The organism is Arthrobacter sp. StoSoilB13, from assembly GCF_019977255.1.
GTDB lineage: Bacteria > Actinomycetota > Actinomycetes > Actinomycetales > Micrococcaceae > Arthrobacter.
In genome coordinates, this window is sequence record NZ_AP024648.1 from 312,535 (window position 1) to 327,397 (window position 14,863).

At 62.4% G+C, this 14,863-nt stretch carries 11 protein-coding genes and 5 pseudogenes; 9 read left to right on the forward strand and 7 right to left on the reverse strand.

All coding sequences use genetic code 11. The annotated features are described in order from the left end of the window. Positions 1–19: 19 nt before the first annotated feature. The gene (locus LDP01_RS13705) at positions 20–559 is read right to left on the reverse strand and encodes a hypothetical protein (RefSeq protein ID WP_224093163.1); all 540 of its coding nucleotides are present in this window, start codon (positions 557–559) and stop codon (positions 20–22) included. 238 nt (positions 560–797) lie between these two features. On the opposite strand from LDP01_RS13705, the gene LDP01_RS13710 reads away from it, so the two are divergent. Both LDP01_RS13710 and LDP01_RS13715 read left to right on the forward strand, forming a co-directional pair. Further along, the gene (locus LDP01_RS13710) at positions 798–2,042 is read left to right on the forward strand and encodes an aspartate transaminase (protein WP_224093165.1); all 1,245 of its coding nucleotides are present in this window, start codon (positions 798–800) and stop codon (positions 2,040–2,042) included. After that, positions 2,029–2,705: pseudogene (locus LDP01_RS13715) on the forward strand (4-carboxy-4-hydroxy-2-oxoadipate aldolase/oxaloacetate decarboxylase). The gene LDP01_RS13710 and the pseudogene LDP01_RS13715 overlap by 14 nt, the downstream one beginning before the upstream one ends. 188 nt (positions 2,706–2,893) lie before the next feature. On the opposite strand, the gene LDP01_RS13720 reads toward LDP01_RS13715, so the two are convergent. Both LDP01_RS13720 and LDP01_RS13725 read right to left on the reverse strand, forming a co-directional pair. Continuing rightward, positions 2,894–3,115, reverse strand: a complete 222-nt coding sequence (locus LDP01_RS13720) for a hypothetical protein (protein ID WP_224093167.1) — start codon at positions 3,113–3,115, stop codon at positions 2,894–2,896. A 124-nt stretch (positions 3,116–3,239) separates the two neighbouring features. Then, positions 3,240–4,194 (reverse strand): annotated as a pseudogene (locus tag LDP01_RS13725) (LysR substrate-binding domain-containing protein). 300 nt (positions 4,195–4,494) lie between these two features. Between LDP01_RS13725 and LDP01_RS13730 the strand changes: the two are divergent. The 5 genes and pseudogenes from LDP01_RS13730 (at position 4,495) to LDP01_RS13750 (ending at position 9,264) form a co-directional block, all read left to right on the forward strand. Next, positions 4,495–5,284, forward strand: a pseudogene (locus LDP01_RS13730) (LamB/YcsF family protein). 1 nt (position 5,285) lies between these two features. Then, positions 5,286–6,023: a 5-oxoprolinase subunit B family protein gene (locus tag LDP01_RS13735; RefSeq protein WP_224093170.1), complete on the forward strand. Its 738-nt coding sequence runs from the start codon at positions 5,286–5,288 to the stop codon at positions 6,021–6,023. Next, positions 6,020–7,035 (forward strand): annotated as a pseudogene (locus tag LDP01_RS13740) (5-oxoprolinase subunit C family protein). The gene LDP01_RS13735 and the pseudogene LDP01_RS13740 overlap by 4 nt, the downstream one beginning before the upstream one ends. A 56-nt stretch (positions 7,036–7,091) precedes the next feature. Continuing rightward, positions 7,092–8,432: an MFS transporter gene (locus LDP01_RS13745; protein ID WP_223934937.1), complete on the forward strand. Its 1,341-nt coding sequence runs from the start codon at positions 7,092–7,094 to the stop codon at positions 8,430–8,432. An 82-nt stretch (positions 8,433–8,514) separates the two neighbouring features. After that, entirely contained in the window at positions 8,515–9,264 is a 750-nt protein-coding gene (locus LDP01_RS13750) for an SDR family oxidoreductase (RefSeq protein ID WP_224093172.1), read from the forward strand. Positions 9,265–9,524: 260 nt separating this feature from the next. Here LDP01_RS13750 and LDP01_RS13755 read toward each other — a convergent pair whose 3' ends face one another. From LDP01_RS13755 to purB, 4 genes and pseudogenes are all read right to left on the reverse strand, one after another. Then, complete coding sequence (locus LDP01_RS13755) at positions 9,525–9,959, reverse strand: acyl-CoA thioesterase (protein WP_224093181.1); 435 nt, start codon at positions 9,957–9,959, stop codon at positions 9,525–9,527. A 75-nt stretch (positions 9,960–10,034) separates the two neighbouring features. Then, positions 10,035–10,538 (reverse strand): GNAT family N-acetyltransferase, encoded by a 504-nt coding sequence (locus tag LDP01_RS13760; RefSeq protein ID WP_224093183.1) that lies wholly within the window; start codon positions 10,536–10,538, stop codon positions 10,035–10,037. A 181-nt stretch (positions 10,539–10,719) separates the two neighbouring features. Further along, positions 10,720–11,377 (reverse strand): annotated as a pseudogene (locus tag LDP01_RS13765) (histidine phosphatase family protein). A gap of 302 nt (positions 11,378–11,679) precedes the next feature. After that, positions 11,680–13,086 carry an adenylosuccinate lyase gene (purB, locus tag LDP01_RS13770; RefSeq protein WP_224093186.1) on the reverse strand — a complete coding sequence of 469 codons (1,407 nt, stop codon included), beginning with the start codon at positions 13,084–13,086 and terminating at the stop codon, positions 11,680–11,682. A 166-nt stretch (positions 13,087–13,252) separates the two neighbouring features. Here purB and LDP01_RS13775 point away from each other — a divergent pair, with 166 nt between their 5' ends. Together LDP01_RS13775 and LDP01_RS13780 are read left to right on the forward strand one after the other, a co-directional pair. Next, positions 13,253–13,564 carry a hypothetical protein gene (locus LDP01_RS13775; protein WP_224093189.1) on the forward strand — a complete coding sequence of 104 codons (312 nt, stop codon included), beginning with the start codon at positions 13,253–13,255 and terminating at the stop codon, positions 13,562–13,564. Continuing rightward, positions 13,564–14,862 carry an alpha/beta hydrolase family protein gene (locus LDP01_RS13780; RefSeq protein WP_224093191.1) on the forward strand — a complete coding sequence of 433 codons (1,299 nt, stop codon included), beginning with the start codon at positions 13,564–13,566 and terminating at the stop codon, positions 14,860–14,862. Before LDP01_RS13775 ends, LDP01_RS13780 begins: the two co-directional genes overlap by 1 nt. The last annotated feature ends 1 nt before the right edge of the window (position 14,863 follow it).

Below are 14,863 nucleotides of genomic sequence, written 5' to 3' on the forward strand. Positions count from 1 at the left end.
ACTCCGACGGAGCGTCGCGCTACGCCGACCGCGCAAGGCCCCGGGATGCCCGTCGGATGTGGTCAGGAGTGAGCGCGGTCAACGAGGCGAGTTCGAGGTCATCGAAAACCTGGGTGCGGAGAGCCATGACGATCAGGGCCTCGCGTGCCTCCGTGATCCCGTCACGATGTAGTCCAGCTGCTTTCAACTCGTCACTCTTGGCCTTCAACCTGGCCACGTGCGCATCGCGGGGGACTCCGCTCGCGTGGAGGTCGTCATAAGCCAAACCGATGGTCCGGACAGTCCGCAGGTTCTCCCCGGTGACTGCGGCAACTGTGGTCAAGGTCAGCCCGTCTTCCAAGGCTTGGGCGATCATGTCGTTCCGCGCCGCGGTCAGGGTCCTGATGGCGCTGGAAGCATGGGACAGGAGCTGGCGATGCGCTGCAAGTGCATGGGCGAGCCTGGCGCGCTCACCTTTGGCCGCTGCATGAGACGGGGCTTCTGACCGTGACGCCTTGGCCCGGTAGGTGTAGCGGCCGGTAGCTGACCGGGCTTGAACGGAAACGGTTGCGGCTCGCATGGGCTCCTTTCCGACGAGTGGCGAACACTTCTGAGCTATGAATCTAGGCATCCTTCAGCCGCGGGAGGAAATACCAATACCGCGTGAACCCATAAGCAAAGTGCATGGAAGCGCGTCATAAGAGTCCCTTATTGATCCACGCACATTAGGTCTTATCCACAGCGCCCGCGGATCCCTAGTCTCGAAAAAGGGGATGCGCGAATCCGCGCGTCCTGAGTTCCACATTCCTGGAGGAGACATGTCCGACTACGTGCCGGCGTCGAGGGTCACCCGCATCAAGACCTCAGCGAGCGTCGCCGCCGCCGCCCGGGTCCGCGAACTGAAAGCTGAAGGCATCCCGATCATCGACCTGACCGTCGGCGAACCGGACTTCGATACCCCGGAGCACATCAAGGCTGCCGCCATCGAAGCGATCAACGCCGGCGAGACCAAGTACACCTCGGTGACCGGTACGCCCGAGCTGCAGACCGCGATCCTCCGCAAGATCGAGAACTACACCGGGCATCACTATGAGCCCAATCAGCTGACCATCGGCGGCGGTGCCAAGCAGGTTCTCTACGTTGCCCTGATGGCCTCGCTCAACGAAGGCGACGAAGTGATCGTCCCCGCGCCGTACTGGGTTTCCTACCCTGATATGGTCCTCGCCAACGACGGCACGCCTGTGATCGTCCCTTGCGGCGAAGACAAAGACTTCAAGCTGACACCGGCTGCCCTGGAACAGGCCATCACCCCCAAGACCAAATGGCTCATCCTCAACGCGCCATCCAACCCGACCGGCGCCGTTTACTCACGCGAGGAACTGCGGGCACTGGGGGCGGTCCTTGAGGAGCACCCGCACGTCTTCATTCTCACCGACGAGATCTACGACGAAATCCACTTCGGCGATGGCCGCGTCACCAGCCTGGTCACCGCCGCACCGGCGCTCAAGGACCGCATCCTGCTGGTCAATGGAGTCTCCAAGGCGTATGCCATGACTGGCTGGCGACTCGGCTACGGTGTGGGTCCGGCGCCCTTGATCGCGGCAATGAACAAGCTGCAATCGCAGACATCCTCGTGCCCCTCGTCCATCAGCCAGGCTGCCGCAGCAGCGGCGCTGAACGGCGACCAGTCCTTCGTCCGCGACAGCGTGGAGGTGTATCGCAAGCGCCGGGACGCCGCCGTCGAAGGTCTCAACGCCATCAACGGACTGTCCGTCGCTCCAGCGGAAGGCGCCTTCTACGCGTACGTGAACTGCAGCGGCGTTATCGGCAAAACCGCACCCGATGGCAAGGTCATCGAGAACGACCAGGACTTCACGCTCTACCTGCTGGACGCGGCCCGCGTGGCCGTCATCCAGGGCTCGGCCTACGGCTTGGGCCCTTACTTCCGGATCTCCTTCGCCACCTCGCTGGAGACCATCAACGCCGGCGTGGACTCAATCCGCGACGCCGTCAACGCCCTGTCCCAGGCCCCACAGAAAGATCCCTCAAATGATCCACGTTAAGACCAAGTTCGAGCGCCCTGATGCCGACGTCGTCAGCCGCCTCGCTGCCTTTTCCTCAGCGACCATCCATGAAGCACAGGGCCGCCGCGGCGCGTTGAGTTCCAGGATCAAACCGATCGACCGTTCCATGTCTTTCTGCGGCCCGGCCGTTACTGTCGCTTGTGCGCCGCAGGACAACCTCATGCTTCAGGTCGCCATCCACTACGCCCAGGCAGGCGACGTCGTCCTGGTGGGGGCGCAGGAAATGACCGAGGCCGGCACGTTCGGCGACGTCCTGGGCAACGCCATGAAGGCCAAGGGCATCGCCGCGATGGTCACCGATTCCGGCGTGCGCGACACCCAGGACCTGATCGAACTCGGCCTGCCCGTGTTCTCCGGCAGCGTCAGCATCAAGGGCACAGTCAAGGAAACCCTCGGCCCGATCAACCACCCCATCGTCTTCGGCGACGAAATCATCTACCCCGGCGACATCCTCCGCGGTGACGCCGACGGCGTGGTGGTTATCCGTCGTGAGGAGGCCGAGGAAGTCATTGCACTGTCCCAGGGCCCCGCGACGACCACGAGCGCGAACTCATCAAGCTGTACCACGACGGCGGCAACACCATCGAGCTCTGCGGCCTGGCGGAGAAGCTCAAGGAGAAGGGCCTCCTGGTCGAAGACTAACCGTCCGCACAGGGCCGGTCGCGCGTCTTGGAAGGCGTTGCGGCCGGCCCTTTGGCGTGCCTTTTTGGGTGGTTTTTTGGGCATGGTAGAGGCGCCTTGCCAGTGGCAGGGCGCCTTAAGGTGCTACGGCTTTTGTTGATGTACGACGGCGGCTGGCCGGGTTTCGCGGGAGGCTTGGGACCGGTGGGTCAGTCAAGTCCGGAGTGTCCGGGGCGGGTGTCCACGAGGTGCCATTCGATGCTGTTGCCGGCGTGGGCGGGCATCAGGCTTCCTTCGAAGACGAACAATGGTTCACCAATGCCACCGATCGGACGCCAAAAACCATTCCGTGGGCAGTGAAATCCGGTTCGTGCGCTCATCGTTCCGCGGGTTGGATTGGAAACCCATCCGGCCGTGCTGATCTTTTTCACCGTTTATTCCTTTGAACTTGCCCGCGGAATCCGTGAGCTGCTTTCGAATTTCTTGCTAATTCGATAGTAGGAAATTAAAACGGCATTGAATAAGACCAAAGCTGACTGTCCGGATAAGGCTTTGTTATGGATGGGCCGGTAGCTGCACGGGGTCGGTTCCATACTTGTTGATCAGTTGTTGGTGCAGCATCTCCTTGACCACCAGGAGCACGGCCGAGGCAGCTTCGGAGAGCGGCTCGTGGTCCGGTGTGCAGAGGGCAATCTTGCTCTGCAGGCCGGGTTCCACGATCCGCAGCACCTTGAAGTCCTGGTCCGGGAAGAGGGCATCGGCAGCGGATTTGGGTAGGACAGTGCCGCCCAGGTTCGCTCGGATAAGCCGGATCAGCGAAGGGACAGACTCCACTTCCCCCACCAGGCGGAGCGGCAGGTCCTGGTCGGCCAGGCCCTTCTCAATGAGCTGCCGAAGGGTGTGGTTCTTCTCCGGAAGGAAGAGTCCCACCGTGCTCGCTTCTGCGAGCGTGATGGTGTCCTTGCCGTCTTTGCCGAGGGCGAGGTCCACGTCCGGGTGCACCACCAGATGCAGGTCCTCAATAATCATGGTGGTGAACTGAACCCCTCGGATCTTCCCGGGCTCGTAGATGAGGGCCATGTCGAGGCGGCCGTTCTTGATGGCTTCGCTCAACACGCCGCCAAAAATCTCTGTCAGGTGGACCACGATATCCGGGTAACGCCGTCCTACTTCCCTGATGATCTGGGGCGTCAGGCTGGAAGCCATGCTGTAGGGCGCGATCGCGATGGAGACCCTGCCGGAGGGTGCAGCTCCGGAGGTGGCAACGTCCTGCCGGGCCCTGCTCAACCAGGCGCAGGATCGACTGGGCATGGCGGTATAGCGTATGCCCGGCTGCGGTCGGCTCAACACCTTGCTTGCTCCGGATCAGGAGCCGCTGCTTGAGGTCGTTCTCCAGTGCGGATACTTGCTGGCTGAGAGCAGGCTGGGCAACGTGCAGGGCGGCGGCGGCCTTGGTAATGCTTCCCGAATCAACGATCTGCACGAAGTATGAAAGCTTTCGTGTGTCCATGATCTGCCTTCCTAGAGAGCCACGTCCCCGGGTGGCATGCCATAAGGAAATTCTATCCGGGGCAGCACTGGGACCCCTGCCACAGTACAGGGTGGTGCAGGTCATAACGGAGAGCTATCACGGGATAGCTATTAGGTCTTTGTGCAACGTGGTTGACCGGTGCGAGACTTTTGGAAAGAACTTCAGGCAACGCTTTGGAATCCATAAGCGTCAGACATTTACCGGGAATTCAACTAATCCTCGAGCGGATTATTTATGCCCTTCCTGGACTTGAATGCAAAACCACGGAAAGAGAACCACGTGAACCCGACAATTGATCTTGTAGCGGATCTTGGAGAGGGATTCGGCGCCTACACCATTGGCGACGATTCCGAGCTCCTGGAGATCGTTACAAGCGCCAATATCGCATGCGGGTTCCACGCCGGTGATCCCGACATCATGGCCTCCACTGTTGCTGAATGCGTTCGCCGCGGCGTAGGCATCGGCGCCCACCCGAGCTTCCCGGACCTGCGTGGCTTTGGTCGCCGTGACATGGGCCCTGAGTGCTCAGGAAGTACAGAACGATGTGCTCTACCAGCTCGGCGCCCTGAATGGCTTTGCCGCCTTCCAAGGCACCAAGGTCACCCACATTGCTCCTCACGGCCGGCTGGGCAACCTCGTGGCCGTCCGCGCCGACTATGCACAGGCCGTGGCGGAAGCCGCTGCCTCTGTGGACAACGAGCTCATCGTGGTGGCGCAAGAAGGCGAACTGGCCAGGGCAGCGCGCAACGCGGGACTGGACGTGGCAATCGTTGGCATCGTGGACCGTGGCTATCAGGAAGACGGCACGTTGGTTCCCCGGAGCCAGCCGGGCGCCGTCTTGCACGAACCGGCAGAGATCGTGGAGCGGACCCTGCGCATGGTTGTCGAAGGCAAGATCCGCTGCGCCAACGGCGTGGACATGGATATCGATGTCGACACCGTCCTCCTCCACGGGGATAACCCCGGTGCGGTGGAACTTGCCCGTCTGATCCGCTCGGAGCTCGTCTCCGCCGGTGTGCGCGTCGCCCCGCTGGCCGAGGTCATGGACGCCAAGAGGAAGGCGGCCTGACATGTCCGTGCTCTCAACGGCTCCGACCGAGATCTACGAGTCAGGAGACTCAGCGCTGCGCGTCGTGGCGATCTCGGAGGCCAGCGAAGACAACTGGCTGACCGTCCACAGCTTGGCCGACTGGCTGGAAAGCTGCGGCGCCGAGGGCCTTCACGGTGCGGTTCCTACGTACGACTCCGTGCTGGTTGAGTTCGATCCCATCCTGGTTTCCGCCCGCCAGGTTCGCGCCTTCGTCAAGCTCGGGCTCCTGGAGATCGCCCACGCGGGCGGGTCGCAGGGGGCGCCCCGGGAGTTCGATGTCCCCGTGGTTTACGGCGGCGAATACGGCCCGGATTTGGTGCGTGTTGCTGAGCACCAGGGCATCCCAGTGGACGAGGTCATCCGCCTCCACACCGAAAAGACCTACACAGTCCGCTGCCTGGGTGCGCCTGCGGGCTCGCCCATGATGGACGGGCCCATGTTCCCCAAGCCCGTCCCGCGTTTGAAGGATCCCCGGCTCAGCGTGCCTGCGGGCGCCGTGGCGGTGGCCGGGCGCCAGGCAGTTATCGCGCCTGCTGTTGCCCCGGGCGGCTGGTGCGTCATCGGCCAGACCCCGTTGTCCGTACTGAATATCCGGCGCGAACCGCTGGTCCCGTACAAGCCAGGCGACATCCTCAGGTTCCGCCAGATCCGCGCGGAGGACTTCCACACCTTCACTGGTGTGGAATTGGAGCCACTGGAGTTGGAGGTGCAGCCATGAGCGGGGCAATCCTGATCCAGCAGCCGGGCAACTCCGTGGTCACCGACCTCGGCAGGACCCGCGGACCGCGTTTCGGGCTTCCGGTCAACGGCGCCCTGGACCAGTACTCGGCCCGGGCCGCCAATATCCTGGCCGGCAATCCGGACAATGATCCCCTGGTGGAGATCACGGCCCTTGATTTTCGGATGAAGGCCGACGCCGACATCCTGATCGCCGTCACCGGTGCCCCGCTCACGCTCACGGTCGGTGGACGACCGTGCAGTCAGTGGGAACCGGTGTCCGTCCGGGCAGGGGAAACGGTGTCCATCCGCGGAATCCACCGCGGGCTCCGCGCCTACCTGGCTATCCACGGCTCGCTGGAAGCCGAAACTCTGCTAGGCAGCTGCGCACCGGACACCGTGGTGGGATTCGGACTTCAGCTTCGGGAAGGAACCACGCTCCCCACCCGTAGGAGCGTTGGCCCGGTACGCCAGCCGTACTTTGACCTTCCACTCTTCAGGCTGGGGCCCTTGAACGGCCAAGCATGGGAACAGATCTGTTGGTCGATGTGACCGATGGGCCGGATGTCGCCGAATTTGGCGAATCCGGTGAACTGCTCTTCACCTCGGAATACGCCGTCAGTGGCCGCAGCAACCACATCGGCCTGCGGCTCGGCGGAGAACTTCCCGAAAGAACTTCCAGCGGTGAGGTGCTGTCCCGCGGAGTGCCAGTGGGCGCCGTCGAGGTTCCCTCACGGGAAGAGTTGCTGGTACTGCACCGGGGACGAGGCGTCACCGCCGGGTATCCCGTATTTGCAGTAGTAACCAGCACCGGACTGGATGTCCTGGCCCAAGCAAGGCCAGGGGACAAAGTCCGTTTTCGGAAAACCACAGTGGCAGAAGCAACTGCCGCCCACAGGCGCTCGCGGGCCCAACTGGAAACCCTCCGCGAATCCGTCAACACCGTCTTCGGACTTCTCGGTATCGGATGCCGACCCCAGTGGCAGGACCTACCAGTTGCGGCATGCAGCTAAAAACCCTGTCGTCATACCAGTAGGCGTTGCTACGCTCATCTCAGTAAGGAAAAGTCATGACCGCAAGCACCAACGCTGCGCCAGCGCAGCATGAGCGGCTCACGGGCCGCCAAACCCGCAAGGTTGTCACCGCAGGTTGTGTTGGCATCTTCGTGGAACTCTACGACAACGGCATTTTCGCCTTCATGGCGGGAACGCTGGCCCTGGTCTTCCTGGCCCCCGGCAACCCGGACAATGCACTGCTCTTCGTGTTTGCCGGTTACGCGGTCTCGTTCTTCGTTCGACCCCTCGGCGCTGTTGTTTGTGGCTACCTCGGAGACCGGATCGGCAGGCAAAAGCTACTGGTCTTTGTGATTCTCCTGATCAGTGTTGCCACGGCAGGCATCGGGCTCTTGCCGCCATATGCGGCCATTGGCATTGCCGCGCCGATCCTGCTGGTGCTCCTGCGCATGCTGCAGGGCTTCTCCGTTGGTGGCGAAGCTGCCGGCGCCATGACCTTCCTTGCCGAGCACGCCCCTGAAGGCAAGCGCGGTGTCATCACGTCATACGCCCAGATCGCCTCCTTCGCAGCGCTGCTTACCGGTACCCTTGTGGCGTTCTCCATGTCGCCGTGGCTCACCCAGGCAGCGATCGACGGCGGCGGCTTCGGTTCCTTCGCATGGCGCATCCCCTTCCTCGTTGCCATCCCCATGGGCATCATCGGCTGGTACATCCGCAAGGCCATCGCCGATACCCCCAACTTCGTAAAGCTCAAGGAAGAGGGCGGACTCTCCAAGAACCCGCTGAAGGAAGCCTTCAAATCCGCCGAGCACCGCCGTGCCATGCTCCTGGCCCTCTTCATCCCGCTCATGAACGGCTCCGGCTACTACGTCCTCTTCTCCTACATGCCCACGTTCCTCAAAGGCAAGCAGCTGAACTTCACTATCGGCCAAGCCCTTCTGGTCACTGCCTGCAGCCTGGTGGTCATCTGTATCGCCATCCCCTTCATGGGTGCCCTCTCGGACCGTGTTGGACGCAAGAAGGTCATCGCCGGGTCCGCAATCGCCATGGCTGTCCTCGGCATCCCCTCCTACGCCCTCATTGCAACCGGTGAAATGGGCCTCGCAATCCTCGGCGCCTGCATCATGGCAGTCGTTTTCGCCGGCCACACCGCCGTCATCCACATCCTCATCGTTGAACTGTTCCCCACCCGGGTCCGCTACTCCGCTTACGGCCTTGGCTACAACATCTCCTCTGCGCTGTTCGGCGGCACGGCTCCGTTGCTCATGACCTGGCTGATTTCATCCACGGGGAACATCTACATGCCGGCCTTCTACGCAGTGATCACGGCCTTGGGCACGCTGATCGCCGTCAGCACCGTCAAGGACCGCGCCCATGAACCGCTGCGCGACGCCTAGCCATCACTGACCTCCGGCTCTTACGTCCGGCCACGTGGCTGGACGTAAGAGCCCCTACCAATCCCCACCTTTTGGAGGACCAATGTCTTTTTCCGACTACACCACCGCCCTCGTCACCGGAGCTTCGACCGGTATGGGTGCAGCCATCGCTGAACGCCTCGCCAAGCGCGGCCTGACCGTCCACGCCGTGGCCCGCAACGAGGAACGCCTTGCGGAACTGGCCGACCGCACCGGAGCAGTCCCGCATGTGGTGGACCTGACCGACACCACCGCGCTGGCCGCCGTCGTAAGCGGACTCAAGGTGGACGTCCTGGTGAACTGCGCCGGAGTGTCCCGGCCGGGCAACATCCTGGACTCGTCCGAAGAGGACATCGACGAGCTCGTGGACGTGAACCTCCGCGGCCTGCTGCAGCTCACGCGCCTTGTCCTGCCCGGTATGGTGGAGCGCGATCTCGGCCACGTCATCAACATCAGCTCGATTGCCGGCGTCTACAACTTCTACGGCCACACCGTCTATCACGCCACGAAGGCGGCCGTGCACCAAATCTCCCGCCAACTCCGAAACGACACCGTGGGTAAGCGGATCCGCGTTACCGAGATCTGCCCGGGACGGGTGGAAACCGAGATCTTCGGGCGCAACATGGGCGGTACGCCCGAGGCAATGGAAGAAGCCTGGAAGACCTACTACGAGGGCTATGAGTCGCTGACCACCGACGACATCGTCAATGCCCTGGATTACGCGATCGAAACGCCGCGCCACGTCAACGTGGGCATGCTTGAGCTCATGCCGACGTTCCAGGTGCCCGGCGGGCTGACGTTCGACCGGCGCTGATTTTCTGAATCAGGCGCCCCATAGGTTCCGGTGACACTCACTCCCGTCACCGGAAAACATAGGCTGGCGGCCGCGTTCACGCGGCCGCCAGCACCCGTTAATGCGGAAGATCCGACGTTCCTGCCCACTTACTGCGTACTCCATCCCGCAAACCTAACGGGGTTCCGCGGGATTCCAGGGCGAACTTGGGCCTGGACACGGTGCCGGGGGAGGTAACTGGGCGGGAGCCCTGGGCGGGTGAACGCACGACGCCGGGTGGTTCAGTCCTCGTGCAGGGTCTCCGTGAGGTGGTGCGTGGGGATGCGGTCGCGATCGTACGTGATTTCCGTGTAGCCGTGCGGCTGCGGGCGGCCATCAGCGCCCATGTTCACGAACACGATCTCCTCGATGGTCAGGATGCTCTGCCGGGTGATCATATTCCGGACCTCGGCGCGCATGGTCAAGGACGTGCGCCCGAAGCGTTTGGCCGTCAGTCCCATTTCGATGAGGTCGCCCTGAACGGCTGAGCTCACGAAGTTGATTTCGGAGATGTACTTGGTGACCGCGCGGCCATTGCCCAACTGGAGGATGGCGTAGATCGCTGCCTCTTCATCGATCCACTTCAGCAGGCTTCCACCGAAGAGTGTGCCGTTGGCATTGAGGTCCTCGGGCCGCACCCATTTACGCGTGCGGAAGGTGATGTCTGCTTTTTCCATTTTCCGAGATTATCCGACTACCGCAGCGTGTGCTTGATGTTGCGCGACGCTTGGTTGCTGCCGGGGCTCAGGTGTTTACGCCATCGCCGTGTGGGAGGCGCTATGGGAGTTGATCCGCTTGGAGTAGCAGTAAGACCCATTTACGCCGATATACGGTCCAAAATTGGGAACTTCAGCGAATCCGGCGCTTACATAGAAGCTTCGTCCATCAGACTGCGCTGATCCCGCCTCAGCTGCGATGACGCTGAATCCGTGTGAGTGGGCCTGTGCTTCGAGTGCGGCGAGGATGGAGCTTGCAACTCCTGATCCGCGTGCGTAGGGAACCACGTACAGTCGCTTGATTTCAGCTGTCTTCTCGTCCAACATCCTCAGGCCGCCGCATCCGAGCGGCTGTCCGGAGCATTTCTCGTAAGCCACAACAAAAACGGCCGTGTCAGCTTCCGAGGGCGGGGGACCGGGCTCGTGATCCGTGGTTCCGAACCGGGCGTCCAGTTCGGCCTGTTGCGCGGCGCGGAGGTCAGCGCCTACCGGGTTCGCCCAGGTGACCTGCCGGATATTGAGCCGGGGGTTGGTCTGCATCGATGCCTCATTTCGCTTGGTTTCGCTGAGGTGTTTATGCGTCTTAAGCCTAGGAAGCTGTGGTTACCGCCGTGTTTCCTGCGCGTAAGCTTCGGGAGAATTGCTGAATTTCCTGAGTTGCGGGGCCCGCTCTGCGCCTTCCCGTGGGAATTTGGCTCGCAGAACAGGCCTCACAACATGCTTAGAGCGCCTCGCCTGTTGGGTCCTCGGCCGTCTGGTCTGCCAATGCCAGGCCACCCACTGGAATCTGGTCCCAATGCAGGACCCGCCACCCTGATTCCGGATCACCTTCGAGTGCCACGATTCCGGTATTGGGCAATTGATGGGTCTCAGCGAAGTGCATGTCGATATCCTCTGCCCTGCGGCCGGCCCAACAGCGGATGGCGGCGCCGTGGCTGACGATGGCGGCGGTCGAATGTCCTGCGGCCGCAACCTTTTCCACGGAGGCATCGAAGCGGGCAAAGAAGTCATGGCCGTTGAAAGCGCCCGGCATGCGAACGTCGAGGTCGCCGTCAGACCAAGCGAACACCGTGCTCATGTACCGCATATGCGATTCATGATCCGTCTTCTTCTCCAAGGCTCCTGCCTCAATCTCATGGACGCCGTCCAGGATTTCCGGTTCCAGTCCCGTGGCGGCGGCAAGTGGTATCACCGTCCGCTGGGTCCGGAGCAGGGTGGAAGTGTAGAGGGGCCTGAATGGACTCGTCCGCCAGAGCCTCCGGGAGCGCGGCCGCTTGCCGCTCGCCGAGTTCCGTCAATCCCGGGCCGGGAAAGGCAGTATCCAGTTGGCCCGCCACGTTGCCGGGGGTCTGTCCGTGCCTGATCAGTAGGAGCTTCATGGGTGCTCCGCTCCTTACGTCGTTGCTGTCTTGGCCATGCGTTCCTGCCCGGTGCGTTCCTGCTCGGTGCGTTCCTGCCCAGTTGCTTCCAGCCAATCAGCGGCTAACGCAAGCGAACGCCCCGACACGCCGTTTCTCCGCACATGGAAGGGCATGCCCCGGTGACAAAGCGGGCGGGAACGCGCCGGGTGCCCACTAGTTTAAACGCCGACGGCGGGCCTGGTTAAACGCCGACGGCGGGCCTGGGCATCCAGCCCCGGCCCGCCGTCGTACAGCGTTTGTTGCTACTTCAGCCTTTGTTGCTACTTCAGGTGGTCCACCAATTTGTCAGCGATGCCGGTGTACTTGCCCGGGGTGAGGGCGAGCAGGCGGGCTTCGGCGTCGGCGGACAGGCCGAGCCCCTGCACGAACTCCTGCATCCTGGCGCCGTCCACGCGCTGCCCCCGGGTGAGATCCTTCAGGCGCTCGTAGGGGTTTTCCATGCCTTCCACACCGGCAATGGCCTCTGCACGCATGACCATTTGGATGGCTTCGCCCAGGACCTCCCAGTTGGTGTCGAGGTCACCCGCAAGGACTTCCTCGGCCACGTCCAGGGCCTTGAGGCCCTTGGCGACATTGGAGATTGCCAGCAGGGAGTGACCAAAGGCGACGCCGATGTTGCGTTGTGAGGAGGAGTCCGTGAGGTCGCGCTGCCAGCGTGAAGTAACCAGCGTTGCGCCCAGAGTGTCCAGCAGGCCGTTGGAGATCTCCAGGTTGGCCTCGGCGTTTTCGAAGCGGATCGGATTGACCTTGTGCGGCATCGTGGAGGACCCGGTGGCACCAGCAACAGGAATCTGCCGGAAGTATCCGATGGAGATGTAGCTCCAGATGTCCGTGCAGACATTGTGCAGGATGCGGTTGAAGCGGGCAATATCGGCGTAGAGCTCCGCCTGCCAATCGTGACTTTCGATCTGCGTGGTGAGCGGGTTCCAGGTGAGGCCCAGTCCTTCGACGAAGGTCTTGGCAACAGCTTCCCAGTCGGCACTCGGGACGGAAGCAACGTGTGCGGCGTATGTGCCGGTGGCACCGTTGATCTTGCCGAGGTATTCGGTCTTGGCGATCCGTGCCAGCTGGCGGTTCAGGCGGTGCGCGATGACCGCCAGTTCCTTGCCGAGTGTGGTGGGCGTGGCGGGCTGGCCATGCGTGCGGGACAGCATGGGCACGGAGCGGTTGGCTTCGGCCATGGCCTCGATCTGCTGGACCAGTGCGGTGGCGTTGGGGAGCCAGACATTCTCTACGGCGCCCTTGATACCAACGGCGTAAGAGAGGTTGTTGATGTCCTCCGAAGTGCAGCCGAAGTGGACCATGGCTGTCAGGTTTTCGATGCCAATCGCAGGCAGCCGGCGGCCGATGTAGTACTCCACTGCCTTGACGTCGTGGACGGTGACGGCCTCGATCTCGGCGAGTTCGTCGACCGATGCGGCGTTGAATTCGGTGACGATGGCACGGAGCTGCGAAACCTGCTCGTCCGTCAGGGGACCCGCGCCAGGCAGCACAGACTGGCTGGTCAGGTGGATCAGCCACTCAACCTCAACGTGAACGCGATCGCGGTTCAATGCGGCCTCGGACAAGTAGTCAACGAGGGGCGCGACGGCGGCACGGTACCGGCCATCGAGGGCGCCAAGAGCGAGGGGTTCGGAAGCGAGGGACACGCGAGGGGATTCAGCCATGGTGCCTATTCTTTCATGTTCCGTGGAGGCGCCCGAGTTGATGACTGCGCTATGTGGACAGCCGTGCGCGTTATCCACATAGCCGACGGCGGCACTTCCGCCCGGTTTCCGGGCTCCGTAGCGTCATACCTACCGATCAGCAGAACAATCAATGGAGTACACGGACATGAGCGTCGGCCTGATGCCTGCAGCCACCCCACCCACCTTCGATCCCCTGGAGTGTGCCTCGCGCAGCCACGAGGTCCAGAGGCTCGCTTGGCGTATTAAGTCGTGCGTGGACCAGACGGATGCCGTGCTGGCATCCTTGCGGCGGACCCAGTTGGAGGAGTGGCAGTCTCCCGCCGGAAGTGCATACAGGACAACTATTGCCCTTCACGCGTCGGCGTTAATGCGTGCACGGGAATCATTGGAAGTCGCTGCTGCCTCCGTTCTCCGTCATTCCCAGAACGTAGCTGTCTCCGGTGGGAGGGGCAACTGATGGCTGATGTTGCTCCTGTTGGTGCGGGTTCAGCCCCCCAACCTACGGCGCCCGCCCCCGATGGGATCCTTGGCATTCGTGGCGGAGTGGGCGGAATATCCTGCCAGTTGGAAGAGCTCCTGCGTGGAGCGGCACTGCTTGACGAGTTGGTCCAACAGTTGGTTGGTGTGGAAGCGGAAGCCCGCCGGGTGAAGGCAGATTTGGGGTCCTACCTCTTCGACTCGTACGCCTCGGGGTGCGCCGCGATCGATGCGGTGGCCATAAGTGGTCAAGAGGTAGGCAGGGTACGGCAGGAATTGGTTGGTGTCAGCTCGAGTGTGCGGTCCAGCCATCACGATTACGTGCAAACAGAGGTCAAGAATCTGTTCCCGCGGATGTTGAGGCTTGATGAGATGAAGATGTCAGGTGCTCCCTGGGTACCTGGCCCGGACATCACGCAAAACGTGGTCACAAGCATCATTCCACCGGGCATGGATGCGGGGGACATCATGCGTGGGCTTCTGCAGTCACCCGTCGTCCCCGGACTGAGGCCGCGCCCGGTGAGCATCGAGAAGATCGACGAGTCGATCGAGCAAGTGGATCCATCCATGGCGCAAAGCATCCGGCGACTCGAGCAACTCCATGCCCGGGGCGATGGAGAGATTGAGATCATCCAGCTCGACCACGATGGCTCGTCCTCGTGGATGGTGTTGATTCCGGGAACACAACCCGAAGCACCAGATACCAATCCTTTCGATATTCCCGGCGTTGGTGAAGCCCTCGGTTATGACTCGGAAGAAGTGGTGCCTGCTATTGGTCAGGCGTTGAGGGAAGCCGGAGCTGAAGCCGGCGAGCAGGTGGTAGCAGTCGGGCATAGCCAAGGAGGGGCACACGCCATGAACCTCAGCCGGAACAAGGCGTTCCTCAGCGAATTCGACCTCAGGTATGTCCTCACAGCTGGAGCCCCTGCTGGCGGCATTAGCTCGGAACCGGGAATTGCTGCGTTGCACCTGGAGCACGTCCAGGACTGGGTCCCGGGTTCGGACGGCCGCGTAAACCCGGATACCAAGGACAGGGTTACGGTCACGCTGAACAATGACGTCAAAACACCCGAGGGGGAGGACCCAGGCCTGGGGCCCGGTCACCGACTGGAGAACTACGCAGCAGGCGCCGAATTGGTCACGGAGAGTCGGGATGCCTCGCTTGCAGCTTCGACAGCGGCGTTCGCTGGTGTTGTTGGTGTGGGCGGTGCGGCGAAGGTAACGCACTTCAAACTGGAACGGGCACCCTTGCCGGACAAGAGGCCGGGGCCTTCGTAAC